At 71.1% G+C, this 18,894-nt stretch carries 20 protein-coding genes; 11 read left to right on the top strand and 9 right to left on the bottom strand.

Going from position 1 to position 18,894, the window contains the following annotated elements; genetic code table 11:
- Positions 1 to 168 precede the first annotated feature (168 nt).
- Positions 169 to 1,377, bottom strand: a complete 1,209-nt coding sequence (locus HD596_RS34555; RefSeq protein WP_185073516.1) for an acyl-CoA dehydrogenase family protein — start codon at positions 1,375 to 1,377, stop codon at positions 169 to 171.
- A 46-nt stretch (positions 1,378 to 1,423) separates the two neighbouring features.
- On the bottom strand, positions 1,424 to 2,626 hold the full coding sequence (locus HD596_RS34550; RefSeq protein WP_185073514.1) for an MFS transporter: 1,203 nt from the start codon (positions 2,624 to 2,626) through the stop codon (positions 1,424 to 1,426).
- Positions 2,627 to 2,712: 86 nt separating this feature from the next.
- Between HD596_RS34550 and HD596_RS34545 the strand changes: the two genes are divergently transcribed.
- Entirely contained in the window at positions 2,713 to 3,297 is a 585-nt protein-coding gene (locus HD596_RS34545; protein ID WP_185073512.1) for a TetR/AcrR family transcriptional regulator, read from the top strand.
- 6 nt (positions 3,298 to 3,303) lie between these two features.
- Here HD596_RS34545 and HD596_RS34540 read toward each other — a convergent pair whose 3' ends face one another.
- Entirely contained in the window at positions 3,304 to 4,230 is a 927-nt protein-coding gene (locus HD596_RS34540; RefSeq protein ID WP_185073510.1) for a glucosyl-3-phosphoglycerate synthase, read from the bottom strand.
- A 33-nt stretch (positions 4,231 to 4,263) separates the two neighbouring features.
- Positions 4,264 to 5,703, bottom strand: a complete 1,440-nt coding sequence (locus tag HD596_RS34535; RefSeq protein ID WP_185073509.1) for a helix-turn-helix transcriptional regulator — start codon at positions 5,701 to 5,703, stop codon at positions 4,264 to 4,266.
- A 278-nt stretch (positions 5,704 to 5,981) separates the two neighbouring features.
- Between HD596_RS34535 and aceA the strand changes: the two genes are divergently transcribed.
- Positions 5,982 to 7,268: an isocitrate lyase gene (gene aceA / locus HD596_RS34530; protein WP_185073507.1), complete on the top strand. Its 1,287-nt coding sequence runs from the start codon at positions 5,982 to 5,984 to the stop codon at positions 7,266 to 7,268.
- Positions 7,269 to 7,418: 150 nt separating this feature from the next.
- Positions 7,419 to 8,252 carry an SCO6745 family protein gene (locus tag HD596_RS34525; RefSeq protein WP_185073505.1) on the top strand — a complete coding sequence of 278 codons (834 nt, stop codon included), beginning with the start codon at positions 7,419 to 7,421 and terminating at the stop codon, positions 8,250 to 8,252.
- A gap of 70 nt (positions 8,253 to 8,322) precedes the next feature.
- On the opposite strand, the gene HD596_RS34520 is transcribed toward HD596_RS34525, so the two are convergent.
- A complete protein-coding gene (locus tag HD596_RS34520; protein WP_185073503.1) occupies positions 8,323 to 8,526 on the bottom strand; it encodes a hypothetical protein in 204 nt (67 codons plus the stop codon).
- Between the two features lie 134 nt (positions 8,527 to 8,660).
- Here HD596_RS34520 and HD596_RS34515 point away from each other — a divergent pair, with 134 nt between their 5' ends.
- Complete coding sequence (locus HD596_RS34515; RefSeq protein WP_185073501.1) at positions 8,661 to 9,161, top strand: SigE family RNA polymerase sigma factor; 501 nt, start codon at positions 8,661 to 8,663, stop codon at positions 9,159 to 9,161.
- Positions 9,158 to 10,354, top strand: a complete 1,197-nt coding sequence (locus tag HD596_RS34510) for a TolB family protein (RefSeq protein WP_185073500.1) — start codon at positions 9,158 to 9,160, stop codon at positions 10,352 to 10,354. Before HD596_RS34515 ends, HD596_RS34510 begins: the two co-directional genes overlap by 4 nt.
- On the opposite strand, the gene HD596_RS34505 is transcribed toward HD596_RS34510, so the two are convergent.
- From HD596_RS34505 to HD596_RS34495, 3 genes are all read right to left on the bottom strand, one after another.
- The gene (locus HD596_RS34505) at positions 10,341 to 11,840 is read right to left on the bottom strand and encodes a protein kinase domain-containing protein (protein ID WP_185073498.1); all 1,500 of its coding nucleotides are present in this window, start codon (positions 11,838 to 11,840) and stop codon (positions 10,341 to 10,343) included. The genes HD596_RS34510 and HD596_RS34505 overlap by 14 nt on opposite strands.
- A gap of 212 nt (positions 11,841 to 12,052) precedes the next feature.
- The gene (locus tag HD596_RS34500; protein ID WP_185073496.1) at positions 12,053 to 12,889 is read right to left on the bottom strand and encodes a siderophore-interacting protein; all 837 of its coding nucleotides are present in this window, start codon (positions 12,887 to 12,889) and stop codon (positions 12,053 to 12,055) included.
- Between the two features lie 98 nt (positions 12,890 to 12,987).
- A complete protein-coding gene (locus HD596_RS34495) occupies positions 12,988 to 13,962 on the bottom strand; it encodes an alpha/beta hydrolase (protein WP_246555048.1) in 975 nt (324 codons plus the stop codon).
- A 104-nt stretch (positions 13,963 to 14,066) separates the two neighbouring features.
- On the opposite strand from HD596_RS34495, the gene HD596_RS34490 reads away from it, so the two are divergent.
- The 4 genes from HD596_RS34490 (at position 14,067) to HD596_RS34475 (ending at position 16,903) form a co-directional block, all read left to right on the top strand.
- Positions 14,067 to 14,462 (top strand): DUF3052 domain-containing protein, encoded by a 396-nt coding sequence (locus tag HD596_RS34490; protein ID WP_185073494.1) that lies wholly within the window; start codon positions 14,067 to 14,069, stop codon positions 14,460 to 14,462.
- Between the two features lie 101 nt (positions 14,463 to 14,563).
- Positions 14,564 to 15,373, top strand: coding sequence for an ABC transporter permease (locus HD596_RS34485; RefSeq protein ID WP_313047616.1), 810 nt, complete (start codon positions 14,564 to 14,566; stop codon positions 15,371 to 15,373).
- On the top strand, positions 15,366 to 16,154 hold the full coding sequence (locus HD596_RS34480) for an ABC transporter permease (protein ID WP_185073492.1): 789 nt from the start codon (positions 15,366 to 15,368) through the stop codon (positions 16,152 to 16,154). Before HD596_RS34485 ends, HD596_RS34480 begins: the two co-directional genes overlap by 8 nt.
- Positions 16,155 to 16,156: 2 nt before the next feature.
- The gene (locus tag HD596_RS34475) at positions 16,157 to 16,903 is read left to right on the top strand and encodes an ABC transporter ATP-binding protein (RefSeq protein ID WP_185073490.1); all 747 of its coding nucleotides are present in this window, start codon (positions 16,157 to 16,159) and stop codon (positions 16,901 to 16,903) included.
- Here HD596_RS34475 and HD596_RS34470 read toward each other — a convergent pair.
- Complete coding sequence (locus HD596_RS34470) at positions 16,897 to 17,379, bottom strand: hypothetical protein (RefSeq protein ID WP_313045506.1); 483 nt, start codon at positions 17,377 to 17,379, stop codon at positions 16,897 to 16,899. The two genes, HD596_RS34475 and HD596_RS34470, sit on opposite strands and share 7 nt — an antisense overlap.
- A gap of 120 nt (positions 17,380 to 17,499) precedes the next feature.
- On the opposite strand from HD596_RS34470, the gene HD596_RS34465 reads away from it, so the two are divergent.
- Both HD596_RS34465 and HD596_RS34460 read left to right on the top strand, forming a co-directional pair.
- Positions 17,500 to 18,069, top strand: coding sequence for an MFS transporter (locus HD596_RS34465; protein WP_185073488.1), 570 nt, complete (start codon positions 17,500 to 17,502; stop codon positions 18,067 to 18,069).
- A 48-nt stretch (positions 18,070 to 18,117) separates the two neighbouring features.
- The gene (locus tag HD596_RS34460) at positions 18,118 to 18,840 is read left to right on the top strand and encodes a YcnI family copper-binding membrane protein (protein WP_185073486.1); all 723 of its coding nucleotides are present in this window, start codon (positions 18,118 to 18,120) and stop codon (positions 18,838 to 18,840) included.
- The last annotated feature ends 54 nt before the right edge of the window (positions 18,841 to 18,894 follow it).

The raw sequence follows: 18,894 nt of genomic DNA, 5'->3' as shown, positions 1-18,894 counted from the left end.
GGTTCTCCATGATCAGGTGTGTTGCGACAAGCACCAGAACCCGCGCGTCCCGCCTGGGGGTGAGTATTCACGCGTCGTCGACACGAGGTCATTCTGGGACAGGCCAACCGCTCTGCCGGAACAGTGATGAAACAGGGCGCAATGACCGGATTTCGAGGATCGGATATTTTAGCGAACCGGCAGGCCCGTCACGGCGCGGCCGATGATCAGGCGCTGGATCTCCGACGTGCCTTCGAAGATCGTGTAGATCTTGGCGTCCCGGTGGAAGCGCTCCACCGGGTGCTCCCTGGTGTATCCGGCACCGCCCAGGATCTGGATCGCCTGCTCCGTCACCCACACCGCCGTCTCCCCCGCCACCAGCTTCGACATCGACCCCTCCGCCTGCGAGAACTGCCGGCCGTTACGGGCCATCCACGCCGCCCGCCAGGTCAGCAGGCGGGCCATGTCCACCCGGGTGGCCATCTCGGCGAGGAGGAAGGCGATCGCCTGGTTCTCGCCGATCTTGCGGCCGAACTGCTCCCGCTCGCGGGCGTAGTCCCTGGCGTACTCGAAGGCGGCCCGCGCGATGCCGACGGCCATGGCGGCGACCGACGGGCGGGTGGTCTCGAACGTGCGCATCGCCGCCTGCTCCCCCGCCCGCTCCCCGTTGCGTACGCGGGCCAGCCGGGCCTCCAGCTTCTCCTCGCCGCCGAGCAGGCAGGAGCCCGGTACGCGCACGCCGTCCAGGACCACCTCGGCCGTGTGGGAGGCGCGGATCCCGTGCTTGCGGAACTTCTGGCCCATGGACAGCCCGGGGGTGCCGGGCGGGATGACGAAGGACGCCTGGCCCCGGGTGCCGAGTGAGGGGTCGACCGAGGCGACGACCACGTGGACGTTCGCGATGCCGCCGTTCGTGGCCCAGGTCTTGACGCCGTCCAGCACCCAGTCGCCGCCGTCACGGACGGCGCGGGTGCGGATGGCGCCGACGTCCGAGCCGGCGTCGGGCTCGGAGGCGCAGAAGGCGCCCAGCTTGACGTCGTTCTCCGTGCCGAACATCTGCGGCAGCCACTCCCCCATCTGGTCGGGGGTGCCGTTCGCGGCGAGGGCGGCGGCGGCCAGGCCGGTGCCGACGATGGACAGGCCGATGCCGGCGTCGCCCCAGAAGATCTCCTCGAACGCGACGGGGAGCGCGAGCCCGCTCTCCTCGAACCACTGGGTGGCGAAGAAGTCGAGGGAGTAGAGGCCGATCTTGGCCGCCTCCTGGATGACTGGCCAGGGGGTTTCCTCGCGTTCGTCCCATTCGGCGCCCGCCGGGCGGATCACGTCGCGGGCGAACGCGTGCACCCAGTCGCGCACCTCGGCCACGTCGTCGCTGGGTTCCGGGCAGAAGCCGGTCATGTACGCACTCTCCTCGACCCGATGTTACCAGTGGTAACAGGAAACCTTACCGGTCGGTAGCTACGCGGCGGAATACCCCGGAGAGCAGTGTGGCGAGGGCCGCCAGCGCCATGCCGATCGCGAGGCCGTACAGGAGCGGGGTGAACCCCCCGAACGCGGCGGCCAGCTGCGGGCCGACGCTGCCGCCGACCGCGAGGGCGAAGGAGAACAGCGACAGCGCCGTCCCCCGGGCCGGTCCGGCGCCGGCGGAGATCGCCTCGTTCAGGCTGGGCAGGCCGCCGGTGATGGCGGCGACGTAGACGGCCAGCAGCAGCACCAGCGCGGCCGTCCCGGTGAGGCCGACGGCGGCCAGGGCGAGGGCTCCGGCCGCCAGGAACGCCGCCGCCCTGATCGGCGCGTGGATCCGGGCCAGCCAGGGCATGAGCAGCGGCACCAGGACGATCGACGGGAGCCCCGCCGCGCGGAGTGCGAGGAGTTCGGAGGACGAGCTCACGCCGTAGATCTGCAGACCGGTGTAAACGGCCACGAAGCCCGCCATCAGCATGACCGTGGCCGCGTACCGCAGGCCGAGGACGCGGTGGAAGAGCAGGCCCGGCACCGCCCGGTAGACCGACAGCGGCGAGCCGCCGCCCGCACGCGGCAGGTCAGGGAGCGCGACGGCCCGCACGCCCAGGAACGCCAGCACGAACCCGGCCGCCGACAGCAGGAACAGCCCGCGCCAGCCGATCACGTCCACCAGCAGCTGGGCGGCCACCTGGAGCAGCACGGCCGAGGCGAGGAACGCGCCGGTGATCGCCGCGATCGCGGCCACGCGGCGGCGCGGCTCGACCCGTTCCGCCAGGTACGCCAGGGCCGCGGGCGGGAACATCGCCACCGCCAGCCCCTGCACCGCCCGCAACGCCAGCGCCACTTCGGGGTTCGGGCTCAATGCCACCGCCGCCGAGGTGAGCGCGGCCAGGGGCAGCCCGATCATCAGCATCCGGCGGCGCCCGTACCGGTCGGACAGCGGGCCGAAGATCAGGAAACCGGCTCCGTACCCGATGCCGAATGCGGTCACCAGCCACGTCAGCCCGCCGGCCGAGGTGCCCCAACCGGTGGCCATGTCGTGCAGGAGCGGGATCACGATGTACAGCTGGCCGCTGACCAGCACGGCGGTGAGGGTGAAGGCCGCCAGCGTGCGCCCGAAGGGCAGGCCGGCCGGCGAGGGCGCCGCCGCGTGGTGCGGCGCGGGGGAAAAGGTGGTCGTCATGTGTCGCGACGGTAGCCAACCAACTAGTTGGATGTCAACCGTTCAGTTGGATTACAACCAACTGGTTGGTGGCTATCATGGGCGGCATGGCACCCAAGGTCTCGACCGCCGCCACGCGCGCCGCCCTGCTGGAGGCCGCGCGGGAGGAGTTCGCCGCGTACGGCGTGGCGGGCGCCCGCGTGGACCGCATCGCCGAGCGCGCCGGCGTCAACAAGGAGCGCATCTACGGGCATTTCGGCAGCAAGGAGAAGCTGTTCGACGAGGTCATCAAGGAGGCGCTCGACGACCTGACGACGCAGATCTCCCTCCCGGGCGCCGATCCCGGTGACTACGTGGCCCGGCTGACGGACTACTACCACTCACATCCCGAGCTGGTGCGGCTGCTGATGTGGGAGGCGCTCAACTACCGCGACCAGGAGGGCCTGCCGGCCGGGCAAGAGGTACGGGTGGAGCGCTGCCGCCGCAAGACGGCCTCGCTGGCGGAGGGCCTGGGCGTGGAGCCGTCGCCCGAGGTGGCCCGGATGGTGTTCATGATGACGGGGCTGGCGCTGTTCCCGTCGATGATGCGCCAGCTCGGGCGCATCATCCTGGGCGACGCGGCGGACGACCACGAGGCCATGCGCGACCAGATCGCCGCGTTCGTCACGTCCGGTTTCAAGGCGTCACGGTGATCGCGTTCAAGGCGCCACGGTGATCATGGGCGGGCGCTCGCCGATCCCGACGTCGCGGAGCAGGATGTCGTGCCCGTCCGGCCCCCTCCGGAACTGTGCCAGCCGGACGGACGGCTCGTGGCAGCTCTCGATCTTGCCCTGACGCAGCAGGCGTGACCAGGCGGCCAGCATGATCTGGGACGCCATCCTCCCGAGCGCCTCGGTCGACTGCGGGGCGTGCTCGCGCGAGCCCAGGTCCACCTGCGCGAACGCGTCCAGCCCGGCCAGGTCGAGCAGGTCGATCAGCAGCCCCAGCTCCACGCCGTACCCGGTCAGGAACGGCACGCGTTCCAGGGCCGAGCGGCGGCCGGCGTACTCCCCGGCCAGGGGCTGGACGAAACCGGCCAGTTGCGGCCAGTGGAGGTTGATGAGCGGGCGGGCCACCAGCTCGGTGACGCGGCCGCCGCCGTTGGCGGTGCCGTGCAAGGGCCGGTCATAGCACCCCTTCGTGTAGACCACGGTGGAGTCCGCGAACAGCGGCCCGAGCAGGCCGAATACCAGAGAAGCACGAAATTTCCGGATGTCGGCGTCCACGAACACCAGGACATCCCCCGAGGTCACGGCGAGGGACTTCCACAGTGCCTCGCCCTTGCCGTCCATCGGCTTGAGCTGCGGCAGGATCTCGTCCTGGGCGTGCACGCAGGCCCCCGCGCGGCGCGCCACCAGCGCCGTGTCGTCGGAGGAACGCGAGTCGATCACCACGATCTCGTCGACGAGCCCGTCCAGCTCGCGCCGGATCACCCCGACGATCTCGCCCACGGTCTCCCGCTCGTCGCGGGCGGGCAGCACCACGCTCACCGTGGTCTCCCCCTTGGCGGCCTTCAGGTCCCGGAGCGGCCAGTCCGCGGCGGACGAAGTACGGTGCCGCAACCATCCTCGCACTTCAGGCAGCATGCGACCCCTCCCCCCGTATCCCCACATTTCAGATTATGCGGTGGCGGCGTGACGCTCCAGGAACGTGTACACGTCCGCCTCGTCCACCCCGGGGAACGACCCCGGTGGCAGCGCGGCCAGGACGTGGGAGTTGGCGCGGGCGGACGGCCAGGCGTAGCCCTCCCAGCGCTCGGACAGCTCAGCGGGCGGGCGGCGGCAGCAGTCGCCGTTGGGGCAGTTGGACTTGGTGCGGCTGGTGGTCTCCCGGCCCCTGAACCAGCGCGACTCCTTGTACGGCACCCCCAGCGTGATGGCGAAGTCCCGCTCCCGCGACGGATCCACGTGCGCCACGCAGAAATAGGTCCCGGTGGGCGAGTCGGAGTACTGGTAGTACACCGAGAACCGGTCGGGCGAGGCGAACACCTGCCGCCCCGACCACTGCAGGCACATCCGCTGCCCCTCGATGGCCCCCTGCTCGTCGGCCGGGAAGACGATGCCGTCGTTCTCGTACGCCTTGTAGATGGTGCCGCCGGCGTCGTTGCGCACGAAGTGGCAGACGAGACCCAGGTGGTGGGTGGCCAGGTTGGTGAAGCGGTGGGCGGCCATCTCGTACGACACCGCGAAGACGTCCCGCAGGTCCTCCACCGACAGCGCCCGGTCGGCCTTGGCCTCCTGCAGGTAGAGCGCGGCGGCCTTCTCGGGGACGAGGACGGCGGCGGCGAAGTAGTTCGCCTCGGTGCGCTGGCGCAGGAAGTCGGCGAAGTCGCGGGGCTTGTCGTGGCCGAGCGCGAGGTGGCCGAGCGTCTGGAGCAGGATCGTGCGCGGAGTGTGCATGCCGAGCTGCTCGTGCTTGACGTAGATGCGGCGGTTGCGGAGGTCAGTGATGGAACGTACGGATCGCGGCAGGTCCTGCGCGGTGTGCACGGTGTAGCCGAAGTGCGTGACCAGGCTCTGGATCATGCTCTGCGACAGCGCGCCCGTACGGTAGCCGACCGCGGCCAGCGCCTTGGCTGCGGCCTCCTCGATCTCCCCGAAGTAGTTGCCGACCTCGCGCTGCCTGCGCCGCAGCTCGGCGTTGGCGGCCCTGGCCTCCTCCGGGGTGGCGGTGCCGCGGGCCTGCCGGGCGCGCAGCTCGCCGTACAGGCCGAGGAGGTGTTCGAGCACGTCGTTCGGGACGCGGGCGGAGACCTTCAGGCGGGGCAGCCCGAGCCCGGCGTAGATGGGGTCGCGCTGCGCCTCCTCCAGCGCGATCTCGAGCTGGGCGCGGCGGTTGGGCGGCTGGCGGCGCAGCAGCTCCTCGATGGGCACGCCCAGCGCGGCGGCCAGCCCCTTGAGCAGCGAGAGCTTGGGCTCGCGCTTGCCGTTCTCCAGCAGCGACAGCTGGCTCGGCGCTCTGCCGACGCGCGAGCCCAGGTCGGACAGGGTGAGGCCGCGCTGTTTGCGCAGGTGCCGGAGGCGCTGGCCGAACGCGATCAGGTCAAGCTCCTGCGTCAAAGACAGCGGTTCTTCGCCTAGCAAGGGCACCATGTCGGCATCTTAGACAGAAATTCGGCCCATTTTCTAGTCTCCTGAACAGGTCGGGCCGGGCTGCCGGGTCGCTCGGATTGGTCTAGGCCAACAGGAAAACTATCGATTTCTTCACTGTTGAATACCCGCCAGTAATGCACGGCCTGGAAACTTTCGCCGTTCTTCTCTCTGTTCGTGACTATGGGCGGCCCCTCCCAGGGCACACACTCGGCTGTGAGCCCCAGGGGACGACAAGGGAGTGAACAATGATCGATCGCCTCAAGGGAGCTGCTGAGCAGCTGCAGGACGAATGGGACAACGACCCTCGCTGGGAGGGCGTCGAGCGCACCTACGGCGCCGAAGACGTGATCAGATTGCGCGGCAGCGTCCAGGAGGAGCACACGCTGGCCCGGCTCGGCGCCGGCCAGCTGTGGGACCTGCTGAACAGCGAGGACTACGTCAACGCCCTCGGCGCGCTGACCGGCAACCAGGCCGTCCAGCAGGTGAAGGCGGGACTGAAGGCGATCTACCTGTCCGGCTGGCAGGTCGCCGCGGACGCGAACCTGGGCGGGCAGACGTACCCGGACCAGAGCCTGTACCCGGCCAACTCCGTGCCCGCCGTCGTGCGCCGCATCAACAACGCGCTGCTCCGCGCCGACCAGATCACCTGGTCGGAGGGCGACACCGGCGCCCCGCACTGGCTCGCGCCGATCGTGGCGGACGCCGAGGCCGGGTTCGGCGGGGTGCTGAACGCGTTCGAGCTGATGAAGGGCATGATCGCGGCCGGCGCCGCGGGCGTGCACTGGGAGGACCAGCTCGCCTCCGAGAAGAAGTGCGGCCACCTGGGCGGCAAGGTGCTCATCCCGACCGGCCAGCACATCAAGACCCTGAACGCCGCCCGCCTCGCCGCGGACGTCGCCGGAGTCCCCACGCTGATCATCGCGCGGACCGACGCACAGGCCGCGACGCTCCTGACCAGCGACGTGGACCCGCGCGACCAGGCGTTCACCACCGGCGAGCGCACCCCGGAGGGCTTCTACCGGGTCAGGAACGGGCTGGGGGCGTGCGTGGCCCGCGGGCTGGCGTACGCGCCGTACTCGGACCTGCTCTGGATGGAGACCAGCACGCCCGACCTGGACGTGGCCCGCGAGTTCGCCGAGGCCATCAAGGCGGCGTACCCGGACAAGATGCTCGCCTACAACTGCTCGCCGTCGTTCAACTGGAAGCAGCACCTGGACGACTCCACCATCGCCAAGTTCCAGCGGGAGCTGGGACACATGGGGTACAAGTTCCAGTTCATCACGCTCGCCGGGTTCCACTCGCTGAACTACGGCATGTTCGACCTGGCCCAGGGGTACGCCGCGGACGGCATGACGGCGTACGTGGAGCTGCAGGAGGCCGAGTTCGCCGCCGAGTCGCGCGGCTACACCGCGACGCGGCACCAGCGCGAGGTCGGCACCGGCTACTTCGACCTGATCAGCACGGCCGTGGCACCCGACTCCTCGACGACCGCGCTGCGGGGGTCGACGGAGGAGGAGCAGTTCGCCCACTGATCTCGCCGGACCGCCCTCCGGGCATGCGGCGGTTCCCCGGCGAAACGGGCCGCGCCAGTCTCCCCCAGCACTGGCGCGGCCCACTTTCATGCGCGCCGCGGATTCAAGAGCTGTGGACACCCATACTGACTGGTCGGTATCTTCGGCGGCATGACGCTGGAACGCCGGACCTGGCGCACCCTGGAGCCGTTGCACGGGATGATCTACTTTTCTCCCGAGGCGAGCGCCGCCTACGAGAAGCTCGGGTTGAGCGGCCGGATGGGATACTTCGCCTCCCGAGCCGCCGCCCTCGGTCCGGTGCCCGCCGCAACGGTGATCGCGACCTTCTACAACTTCAACCCCGATCTGGTACGGCAGGCGATCCCGGCCGCCTGGCAGCTCGCCTCGCCGGCCGACATCCTGGCCGCCCGGCTCGAATCGGCCGACGCCACGCTGCGGCGCGTGCTGGGCGACGCGGTGGACTCCCCGGAGATGTCGCGGGCGGCGGCGCTGGCCCGCCGGGCGGCGGAGAGCGTGGCGGGCGAGCTCAGCGGGCGGCCTCTGTACGCCGCGCACACGGCGCTGCCCTGGCCCGAGGCTCCCCACCTGGTGCTCTGGCACGCCCAGACCCTGCTGCGCGAGTATCGCGGCGACGGCCATCTCGCCGCCCTCCTGGCCGCCGGCCTGAGCGGCATCGAAGCCCTGGTCACCCACGCGGCCACCGGCGCCGTCACCCCCGAGGTGCTCCGGACCACGCGAGGCTGGCCCGAGGCCGACTGGGCTGCCGCCGTGCGGCGGCTGGAGGAGCGTGGCTGGCTCTTCGAGGGATCTTTCACCGAGGAAGGGCGCAGACGGCGTGAGGAGATCGAGGCGGCGACGGACCGGATGGGGCTGGCACCGTACACCGCGCTCGGCGCCGCGGGCTGCGAGGAGCTGCGCGCTCTGGCCCGGCCGTGGAGCAAGATCGTGGTCGCCGAGCTGATGCCCTGGGCCACCGGTCGTTAGCCACGCCCGTCTCCTGGACAGCTCGCCGGCGCGGCGCTGACCTTCGGCGCGACCCCGAGCCGCCGGCCCGTCAGGCGACCTTCCGGAAGAGCACGGTGGCGCGGTAGCGGCCCTCCACCTCCGCGTCAGGCTCGGCTTCGGCGCTGATGACGTCCAGCTCGGCGGCGGCACCGAAGAAGCTGTGCGCCCGGGCCACGGCCTTCTCCCTGATCTCCTCCGGCGTCGCTTCGCTCACCGTGACGCGCAGCGTGAGCGGGAACGCTCTCGTACTCATGATGATCTTCTTTCACGGAAGAGTTGATCCACCTCCGAGCGTAGCCCGCCGTACACCTCGCCCCAGGCGTGCATGCAACAGTTTTCGCCCCTGGCTCCTCTCGGGGGTGAAGGAACGACGAAGGGCGAGGACTGTTGGAAGGTGATCCCCGTTTCGCGGAGTTCGTCGCCGAACGCGGCGACGCGCTGCTGCGCTACGGCTATGTGCTGGCCGGCAATCCGCACGACGCGGCCGACCTGGTCCAGGAGGCGCTGCTGAAGCTGCGCGGCGCCTGGTCCCGGCTGCGGTTGAAGGAGAACCCGGAGAGTTACGCGCGTACCACCATGGCCAGGCTGCACATCGCCACCTGGCGGCTGCGCAGGCGCGAGCTGCTCGCCTGGGACCTGCCGGAAGGCGCGCACCACGACCCGCTGCCCAGCGGCGACGAGCGCCGGATGTGGCAGGCGCTGGCCGGGCTGCCGCGCAAGCAGCGCGCGGTGCTGGTGCTGCGTTACTACGAGCAGCTCGACGACGCCGAGATCGCCGCCGTGCTCGGGATCTCCCGCGGCACGGTACGCAGCCAGGCCGCCCGCGCGCTGGACAAGCTGCGCGCGGGCCTCCCGAGTGAGCCGATGACCAGGGGGAACGTACGATGACCGAGGTTGAGGAGACCCTGCGCAGGACGCTCGGCCAGGCCGCCGGGCAGGCGCCGAGGCTGCCTGCCCTGCTGCCCCAGCGGCTCGAACGGATCCACCGGCGCAGGAGGCGGCGCGCCCGGATCGCGCTGGCCGCCGCGGCGGTGGTGCTGGTCGCGGGCGGGGCCACGGCCGTGCTGCGCGGCGGCGACACCATCACGGCCGTCCCGGCCACGGGTCGAGACACCGAGGCACCGGCCGAGAAGGTGGACAAGGCCTGGCCGGAGGCGGTGCGGAAGGTCTCGGCGAAGGCCCCCGACGGGGCGCGGTGGCTGCCGCGGACGTTCATCGACGACCGTACGCTGCTCATGGCGGCTCAGGCCGGCAAGGACGGGGAGACGACCGCCGTCTACGCCTACGACCTCGACACCGGTGCGCAACGCAAGATCGCCGACGTCCCGGCCCCCGATGACACGGTGGGCTTCGGCAACGGCTTCGCCGTGGGCGCCGGCCGCGTGGTCTGGTGGACCGAGACGATGGACTCCGTCGCGCACCTCTGGACGGTGCCGCTGGACGGCGGCACCCCGAAGATCGTCGCCGACCAGCGCCTCGACACGACCGACGACGGCAGCGGCATCGACAGGCTCGCCGTGGCCGGCGACAAGATCGTCTTCTCCCTGTACACGGGCGGGGTCTTCACCGTTCCCCTCGGGGGCGGCACGGTGGAGCCGGTCCAGGGCGGCACCGGGATGCATCTGCTGGCCTGGCCGTGGATCGGCACGCCGGGGAGGGGAGGCGAGCCGCGCGGCACGGCGTACGCCCGGATCCAGAACGTGGAGACCGGCGAGACCCGGACGGCCGTCGCCAACCCCGGCGAGGAGCTGCGCTACTGCGGCGTGACCATCTGCCTGGGCAGGACCGCGGAAGGCACGACCTTCTTCCGGAATCGGGACGGCTCATCGCAGAAGAACGTGCCCGGCTCCGTGCACAGTGCGGACCTGCCGACCCAGGACCGCTTCTACGTCTCGTCGTACGGCGACGAGAAGCCCGCGGGCGTGGGACTCTACGACCTGGACACCGGCAAGTCGGGCGATCTGGGCATCCCAGGGGATGGCATGTCCATCCGGATGCCGTCCCTGGATTCGACCGGCAGGGTCTACAGCTACACGCTCGGGGACGACCTCTACCTGATCGACCTGTCTAAGATCCGCTAGCCGTCGGCGTCTCCGAGACGGACACGGACGGGTCCGGCGATTCGCCGGGCCCGTCCTGCGGGATCGTGCTGATCGACTGCGAGGGCCGCGGGCAGTCCCTCCTGACCGCGTTGCCGCGCCCGCGCGCCGGGCTCGCGCAGTCGGCGGGGTCCCCGCCGCCCGGTCCGCTGCTGCTGGACGGTCCGAACGTGTCCTGCCGGCCCGGCGAGGGGGTGCGCACCGTCAGCGGCGCCTTGGTACGGGTGTGCGGGAGGAACGTCGTGGGCGTGCTCGCCGGCGTGGGCGGGGCGGCGGCCTTCGTCGGCGGGAGGGTGACGGCGGGCGTGGACGGGGGGCGGGCGGTCGAGTCCGCGCTGCCGGAAGAGCGCACGATCGACGGGCCGCCCGGCAGCAGCGAGCCGCCTCCGACGCTCGTACCGTCGCCGCCCGCCGCGATCACCGTGAGGGCCGCGATGGACACCGTGGCCAGGGCGGCGAAGCTGGCGTGCGACAGGTGCGCACCGGCCTTGGCCCTGCGCCTGCGCGTACGGGAACGCTCCACTCCCTCCCCCGGCGTCCCGGACTCGCCGGTCGGGGAGGCGAGACGTACCCGCCCGCCGCCGGGCGGATAGGGCACGGGCGTCCAGATCTCCTCCAGCACCCCGGCCACCGCCTGCCGCAGATCCCACGGCTCGCCGACGCCCCCGGCGGCCAGCAGCGCCCGGAGCAGGTCGGCGGACGGGGGCCGGTCGGCGGGATCCTTGGCCAGCGCCGCCTCCACGGCCGGCCGCAGCAGGGCGGGCACGCCCGCCACGCGCGGCGGGTCGAACAGGATGCGCCGGGTCAGCACATCCGCCTCCCCGCCCCCGAACGGGTGGTGCCCCGTGGCCGCGAACGCCACCACGCACCCCCACGCGAACACGTCCGACGCGGGCAGCGCCGCGCCACCCGTCAGCCGCTCCGGAGCCACCCACCCGGGGCTCCCCATGACCTGCCCGGCCTGCGTGTGCGCGGCCAGGGTGTCGACGTCGCGGGCGATGCCGAAGTCGATGACGCGCGGCCCCCGCGTGGACAGCAGCACGTTGCCGGGCTTGAGGTCCCGGTGCACCAGCCCCGCCTCGTGCACCGCCACCAGGGCGGCGGCCACGCCGAGCGCCACGCCGTACGCGAGATCGGGCGCGAGCGCCCCCTTGGCCGCGACGACCTGGGAGAGCGCCGGGCCCGGGATGTACTCGGTGACCAGGTACGGGCGGTCCTTGTCGGTGCCGTCCTCCAGGACCGCCGCCGTGCAGAACGGCACCAATCTTCGCGAGAAAGTCACTTCCTCAGCGAAGCGCGCGCGTAACGTGGCATCGTTGAGATGCACCGCATGCGGCGTCTTGAGTGCCACCAGGCCACCCCGAGGGTGTTCGGCCAGATACACCACTCCCATCCCGCCCGTGCCGAGGCGGCCGAGGAGCAGGTATCGGCCGATGATGACCGGGTCGCCCACCGTAAGCGGCCGCACGCCAGGAGGCATGTCGCCAGCACCACGCGCCATACGGGTTTCGCCTCTCTGATCCGGGACTCGGCAAAGCACACTGTGTCCGGATCCGCGGAGGCTTTCCGCATGTCTGCCATAAGGGGTATTGGAGGTAAGGTCTTCGTTCCCCTGGGGTCAGTAAGTGCTGGGGTTGAGTGGTCTGAAGTGGTGTTTCGACCCTGGCGTGCCCCAGGAGCCTAGGAGGCGATCGCGGCCTCCTCCTCGGCCTCGGCCTGACGGTTCCACTCGCGCTTCATCTCGCGCCACGCCTCGTCGTCGGCCCCCGAGCGCCAGTATCCGGAGATGGACAGCCGGTCCAGCCCGATGCGCCGTTCGACGCGCAGATGACGGCGGAGCTCCTTCACGAAGCCGGCCTCGCCGTGCACGAACGCGTGCACGTCCCCCTCGGGGAACTCCAGCGCCCGCACCGCCGCCACGAGCTTCTCGCCCACGGGACGGCCGCTGCGGTAGAGCCACGTGATCCGGGCGTCGGCGGCCGTGTCGAGCTTCTGCTCGTCCTCAGGGGTGTCCACCTCGACCAGCACGTGGGCCGGCGCACCCTCCGGCAGGCTCTCCAGCGCCGCCGCGATGGCCGGCAGCGCGCTCTCGTCGCCGATCAGGAGGTGCCAGTCGGCCTCGGGGTCGGGCGCGTAGCCGCCGCCGGGGCCGAGCATGAGCACGACGTCCCCAGGAGCGGCCTGCGCGGCCCACGGCCCGGCCAGGCCCTCGTCGCCGTGCACCACGAAGTCGAGGGTCAGTTCGCGGCTGTCGGGGTCCCAGGCGCGTACGGTGTAGGTCCGCAGCCGCGGCCAGAGCTCGCGCGGCATCGTCTCGCGGCAGGTCTTCACGCTGAACGGGGTGGGGTATTCGACGCCTTCGTAGGGGAAGACCAGCTTGACGTAGTGGTCCGTCAGGCCGGTGGTCGCGAAGTCGGCCAGCCCGTCGCCCCCGACCACGACGCGGACCATGTGCCGCGAGATCCACTCGGTCCGCAGGACGACGCCACGATGGTGATCCGTGGGCTTCTCGGTCATGCACAGCCCCCTGACTTCAGGTTAGGTATACCTAACCTTACACGTTCTCCAAGTTGTCAGCGTACGCCGGGAACCTCAAAAAGGGCAGTGCCGAAAATTCACGCCGCGATGTCGCCCCTGGACGCCCGGCGGGCGGCCACGGCCCGCAGGAAGTACGCCATGTGCCGGAAGGCCAGCCGCGCCTCGGGCAGCACGTCCGCCAGGATGGGGAAGACGTGCGGCATCCGGTTCCACTCTTCGTACCGTACCGGCACCTTCGCCTGCCGCGCCCGCTCGGCCACCCGTCTGGCCTCGTCCCGCAGCACCTCGGTCGAGCCGGTCACGATCATGAGCGGCGGCAGCCCCGTGAAGTCCCCGAGCACCGGGGAGACCAGCGGGTCGCTCGGGTCGAGGCCCGAGGTCCACCGGCGGGCCAGCCAGCGCACCCGCCCGGCCGGGAGCATGGGGTCCTGCCAGCGGTTCGCGTGCCGCGGGATGTCGGTCAGGTCGGCCCACGGCGACAGGCAGATCGCCGCGCCGGGCATCGGCAGCTCCCGGTCCCGCAGCGCCAGCAGCGTGGCCAGCGTGAGGTGGCCCCCCGCCGAGTCCCCCGCCAGGATGACGTCCCCGGGCGCGTGGCCGCGCCGCAGCAGGCACTCGTACGCGTCCAGCGCGTCGGTCAGCGAGTCCGCCAGCTTGTGCACGGGCCCCTGCCGGTAGTCGAGCGCCAGCACGGGCCGCCGGGCCGCCACCGACAGCCGCCAGGTGATGGACCGGTGGGTACGCGGGGAGCACGAGAAGTAGCCGCCGCCGTGGAAGTAGAGCACCGCCTTGCTCTCGTCGAGCCCCGGCCTGCCGTGCACCCACTCGCCCCCGCAGTCCGAGAACTCGGCGGGCTCGATGACGACGTGTTCGGGCTGGGGCACCCGGACCAGGCGGCCGAGCTCGCCGAGCCGGGCCGCACACACCAGGGCCAGCGGATGGCGCATCAGCACGGTGGACGCCGGCTTCAGGGTGCCCCACATCAGACTGGTCAGGGCGCGGGCTTGCCAGCTCAAGGGATAGTCGGGGACCACGTCCCGGTCGATCTGCATATCGCCCTCCGCTGAATCTCCTTCCCCGGATGAGATCCTTCTACCGGCCAGTAAGTATCTCATCTCTTACCTGGATATTTCGGTGCTGTGACACGCTGTCCTCCATGGCCGGATACTCGGGCACACCACTGCCACGCAAGCTCGGCGTCAAGCCCGGACACCAGGTGCTCGCCGTCGATGCCCCCGACGGCCTCGACCTGGGCGAGCCCGCCGCCGAGGTGCATCGGGCCGCGGCCGGCGGGCCGTACGACGTCATACTGGTCTTCTGCCCCGACTCGGCCGCCCTTCACGAGGCGTTCCCACCCGCCCTGGCCCTGCTGGCGAAGAGCGGCGGCCTGTGGGTCTGCTGGCCGAAACGCGCGAGCAAGGTGCCGACCGACCTCTCGGAGAACCCCGTCCGCGACTACGGCCTGTCCATGGGCCTGGTGGACAACAAGGTGGCCGCGATCGACGACACGTGGTCGGGCCTGCGCTTCGTCTACCGTCTCGCCGACCGTTGAGCGATTAATTGCGTTGCGGGGCCCCCGGCCCGCGACGCATAATTCCATGCTTTCCATCGGCAGACCCGTGCGCGGGTCCGAACACGGTTGGTCACCGTGTTATCACCCTCCGGAGGTGCAAAACCATACCCCTCTATGCCCGGCTTGTCCGGTACGGCTTCCGCAAGCACGCCACCTACGTCTGGGCCGCGATCGCCGGCGCTTTCACCAACAGCGTCTTCGGCATCCTTCGCGCCTACATCCTCATCGCGCTCTGGCAGGCCCGCCCCGGGCTGGCCGGCTACGACGTGACCGACGCCGTGACGTTCTGCTTCATCACCCAGGCGTTCATCGGCCCGATGCAGCTGTTCGGGGGCGGGCTCGGACTTCCCGAGCGCATCCGCAGCGGCGACATCGCGCTCGATCTGGTCCGGCCCGCCTCGCTCCAGCTCTGGACGCTGGCCGAGGACCTGGGCAGGGCCGCCTACCTGTTCCTGGTCCGCGGCATCCCGCCCATGCTGGTCGGCGCGGTGGTGTTCGGCATCAGGGTCCCCGCCGAACCCGGGCAGTGGCTGTCGTTCCTGGCCGGCTTCGCCGTCGCGGTGGTGGTCAGCTTCGGCTGGCGCTACCTGGTGGCGCTGTCGGTCTGCTGGCTCCTCGACGACCGCGGCGTCGCGGTCGTGTCGATGCTCCTGACGACGTTCTTCTCCGGGATGATGGTGCCGCTGCACCTGTTCCCCGGCTGGTTCGGCGACCTGGTCATGGTGCTGCCCTGGGCGGCCATGGTCCAGCTCCCGACCGACCTCTACCTGGGCAAGGCCCCGGTCCTGGAGACGCTCGCGTTCCAGGCGCTCTGGGCCGCGATCCTGCTCGGCCTGGGCGCGCTCGGCACCATGGCGATCCGCCGCAAGGTGGTGATCCAGGGTGGTTAGGACCTACTTCCTGCTGCTGTGGACCTGGACCAGGGCCGCGGCGGCGTACCCGGTGTCGTTCGCGCTGATGACCCTGTTCGGCGTCCTCACCTCCGCGCTGGACGTCGCCGTGATCCTGATCGTCTTCGCCAACACCACCACGCTCGCGGGCTTCTCCCGTGACGAGGTCCTCTTCCTGTACGGCGCCGCCGGCGTGTCGTTCGCCATCTGCGACACGTTCGTCAGCAACATCGACCGGATCAGCCAGCACATCAAGGCGGGCACCCTCGACACGTTCCTGACCAGGCCGGTCAGCCCGTGGATCCAGCTCGCCACCGACCGGTTCGTGCCCGCCAGGGTGGGCCGGATCCTGCAGGCGTGCGTCGTGCTCGGCTACGGCGTCGCCGCGCTCGACCTCGACTGGCGCCGCGCCTGGATGATCCCCGTCATGCTGGTCACCGGGATCGTCATCTTCGCGGCGCTCTGGACGCTCGGCGGCGCGGTCCAGTTCGTGCTGACCGACGCCCCCGAGGTGTCCAACGCCTTGACCTACGGCAGCAACCAGCTCAGCCAGTACCCGCTCAGCATCTACGGCCGCGACCTGGTCAGGGGCGTGACCTATGTGCTCCCGCTGGCCTTCGTCAACTGGCAGCCCGGCCTGTACGTGCTGGGCAGGGACGACCCGTTCGGCACGCCGGAGCTCCTGCGGTTCGCCACGCCGGTCGCCGCGCTGGTCCTCGCCCTGCTGGCCGGTCTGGCCTGGCGGCAGGGCATCAGGCACTACCGATCCACGGGGAGTTGAGGATGATCGAACTTGACCGGGCCGGACGCTCGTTCAGGATCAAGAGGAATGTCGTCCACGCCGTGAGCGACCTGTCGTTCACCGTGTCGGCGGGAGAGTTCGTCGGCTACCTCGGACCCAACGGGGCCGGCAAGTCCACCACCATCAAGATGCTCTGCGGCATCCTCACGCCGACGTCCGGCCGGGTCCGGGTGGCCGGGCTCGACCCGTCGCGCCGCCGCACGTCGCTGGCGCGGCGGATCGGGGTGGTGTTCGGGCAGCGGACGACGCTGTGGTGGGACCTGCCGCTCGCCGACAGCTTCGAGCTGATCCGCCACCTGTACAGGGTGGACCGGGTCACGTTCAGGTCGCGGCTCGGCGAGCTGACCGAGACGCTCGACCTGGGCGAGTTCCTGCGCACGCCGGTGCGCCAGCTCAGCCTGGGCCAGCGCATGCGGGGCGACCTCGCGGCGGCGCTGCTGCACGCGCCCGACGTGCTGGTGCTGGACGAGCCGACGATCGGGCTGGACGTGGTCAGCAAGGCCGGCATCAGGGAGTTCCTGCAGCGGGTCAACGCCGAGCGCGGCACGACCGTGCTGCTGACCACGCACGACCTCGGCGACATCGAGCGCCTGTGCCGCCGGGTCATGGTGATCGACCACGGGCGGCTGGCCTTCGACGGCACGCTCGACGACCTGATGGCCACCTCTCCCGGCCAGTCGAGCATCGAGGACGTGGTGACCCGCCTCTATACAGGTACAGCTCAGTAGTAGCTGCCCTCCGGCGTGGCCTCGTAGTCCTCGTCGACGTCGTCGTACTGGCGTGACCAGCGCGACGGCATCAGCACGGGGATGAACAGCGCCACGCCGAGCAGGGCGAGCACGCCCGACGTGAGCAGGGTCTTGGCGCCGAGGCCGGCGTCCAGGATGATCTGGTTGACCGACGGGGCGCTCGGGATGAGGGAGATCGCCCTGTTCACGTCGAGTGCGTACACGACCGTCCAGGCCAGCAGGACCATCGACGGCACGAACGTCGCCATGGGCGAGATCCGGCCCGCCACCACCAGCCCGACGACCAGCCCGACGGCGGCCATCGCACCCAGCGCGATCCACATCTTCTGGTTGTCCGGTGGCGTCGCCGCGGCGTTGCCGACGGCCTGCTGGACGGCCCAGCCGCCACCCGCCAGCACGGCCGCCGTCACCACCAGCCCGATGAGGAAACCACCTAAGTGCCGCAACGTTCTCACCTCGATGTCAACGCGGTCGGCACGACCCTAGCCCTAAATGCCCGTTTTGGACCAGCCAATGTGCACGTTCGGACTTCGGGTCTCATGACTCACTGCCCCGTGAGAGCATGGGGCACACCCATGCGTGCGCACCTTCCCCTCAGGCTCGCGCGGACGGCCGCCTTCGCCGCCGTCTGCGTGGCTCTCGCCGCCTTCGCCCACGTGCTGGGCGGCGGTTCGGCGCCCGCGCCATGGGTCGCCGGCCTGGGGCTCGCGGGCGTGTCCGCGCTGGGGCTGGCGCTGTGCGGCAGGGAGCGCTCCGCGGCGACGATCAACGTCGTGCTGGTGGGGGCGCAGCTGGCGCTGCACGAGCTGTTCGCGGGCGACGGCGCCGCCTACTTCTCCGTGCGCGGCCTGTTCGAGCTGGGAGCCGCGGCGCACGGCCACGGCCAGGGCGGCCTGGCGGTCAACACCGGGATGCTGCTCACGCACGTGACGGCCACGCTGATCACGGGCCTGTGGCTGGCGCGCGGCGAGGCCGCGCTCTGGTCGCTGCTGCGCCTCGTCGGCCGCCGTCTCATGCTGCTCCCGGCGGTCGCCGTGCCGCCGTTCGCGCGGCCCGCCGCGCCGATCGTCCGGGCGAGGGTCGTCCCGCTCCAGCCGGAGTTCCGGCTCTGCGTGGCCAGGCGTGGTCCTCCACTTCCCGCCTGACCGTCTGACACCCCTTGTTCATCCCCGTTCACCAAGTGGAGTTCTCGCATGTCCTTCGTACGCCGTGCGGCGACCGTGCTCGCCGCCGCCACCGCCCTCACCGTCGGCCTCGCCATCCCGGCACTGGCCCACGTCACCATCCAGCCGGGCACCGCCGAGCAGGGCGGATTCACCAAGGTCGCGTTCCGGGTGCCGAACGAGCGCGACGACGCCTCGACCACCAAGATCGAGGTCTCCTTCCCCACCGACCATCCGCTGGCGTTCGTGTCGGTCAAGCCCCTGCCGGGCTGGGACGTCAAGGTCACCCAGGGCAAGCTGCCCAAGCCGGTCAAGACCGAGTACGGCGACCTCGAAGAGGCCGTGACCAAGATCGTGTGGTCCGGCGGCAAGATCAACCCGGGCGAGTTCCAGGAGTTCGAGGTGTCCATGGGGCAGTTGCCCAAGGACACGGACTCGCTGGTGTTCCCGACGAAGCAGACGTACTCGGGGGGTGAGGTGGTGGACTGGTCGGACGCGCCCAAGACGGACGGGACCGAGGCGGAGCACCCCGCCCCGACGCTCAAGCTGGTCCCCGCGAGCGGGGGCGACAAGCACGGCACGGCCTCGGCGTCGGCCGCTCCGGCCGCCGCCGCTCCCTCGGTGGCGCCGGTGGCCGCGGCCACGTCGGCCTCCGACGGCACCGCCCGCCTGCTCGGCGGCGCCGGGCTCGTGGTGGGCGTCATCGGCGTCGTGATCGGCGCGCTCGGCCTGCGCCGCCGTCCCACCGCCTGACGTCCACGGCGTCCACGACCTCCACGGCGTCCCGCGCCCCGGCCGTCCGCGGTC

The organism is Nonomuraea jabiensis, assembly GCF_014204795.1.
Taxonomy (GTDB): domain Bacteria; phylum Actinomycetota; class Actinomycetes; order Streptosporangiales; family Streptosporangiaceae; genus Nonomuraea; species Nonomuraea jabiensis.
Note: the sequence above shows the minus strand (reverse complement) of the source record. Positions and strands in the feature narration are given on the sequence as shown.

Excerpts from the sequence above, each read along its gene's own strand:
- HD596_RS34555 (WP_185073516.1), bottom strand. The coding sequence starts at position 1,377 with ATGACCGGCTTCTGCCCGGAACCCAGCGACGACGTGGCCGAGGTGCGC.
- HD596_RS34550 (WP_185073514.1), bottom strand. The coding sequence starts at position 2,626 with ATGACGACCACCTTTTCCCCCGCGCCGCACCACGCGGCGGCGCCCTCG.
- HD596_RS34545 (WP_185073512.1), top strand. The coding sequence starts at position 2,713 with ATGGCACCCAAGGTCTCGACCGCCGCCACGCGCGCCGCCCTGCTGGAG.
- HD596_RS34540 (WP_185073510.1), bottom strand. The coding sequence starts at position 4,230 with ATGCTGCCTGAAGTGCGAGGATGGTTGCGGCACCGTACTTCGTCCGCC.
- aceA (WP_185073507.1), top strand. The coding sequence starts at position 5,982 with ATGATCGATCGCCTCAAGGGAGCTGCTGAGCAGCTGCAGGACGAATGG.
- HD596_RS34525 (WP_185073505.1), top strand. The coding sequence starts at position 7,419 with ATGACGCTGGAACGCCGGACCTGGCGCACCCTGGAGCCGTTGCACGGG.
- HD596_RS34520 (WP_185073503.1), bottom strand. The coding sequence starts at position 8,526 with ATGAGTACGAGAGCGTTCCCGCTCACGCTGCGCGTCACGGTGAGCGAA.
- HD596_RS34510 (WP_185073500.1), top strand. The coding sequence starts at position 9,158 with ATGACCGAGGTTGAGGAGACCCTGCGCAGGACGCTCGGCCAGGCCGCC.
- HD596_RS34500 (WP_185073496.1), bottom strand. The coding sequence starts at position 12,889 with ATGACCGAGAAGCCCACGGATCACCATCGTGGCGTCGTCCTGCGGACC.
- HD596_RS34495 (WP_246555048.1), bottom strand. The coding sequence starts at position 13,962 with ATGCAGATCGACCGGGACGTGGTCCCCGACTATCCCTTGAGCTGGCAA.
- HD596_RS34490 (WP_185073494.1), top strand. The coding sequence starts at position 14,067 with ATGGCCGGATACTCGGGCACACCACTGCCACGCAAGCTCGGCGTCAAG.
- HD596_RS34475 (WP_185073490.1), top strand. The coding sequence starts at position 16,157 with ATGATCGAACTTGACCGGGCCGGACGCTCGTTCAGGATCAAGAGGAAT.
- HD596_RS34465 (WP_185073488.1), top strand. The coding sequence starts at position 17,500 with ATGCGTGCGCACCTTCCCCTCAGGCTCGCGCGGACGGCCGCCTTCGCC.
- HD596_RS34460 (WP_185073486.1), top strand. The coding sequence starts at position 18,118 with ATGTCCTTCGTACGCCGTGCGGCGACCGTGCTCGCCGCCGCCACCGCC.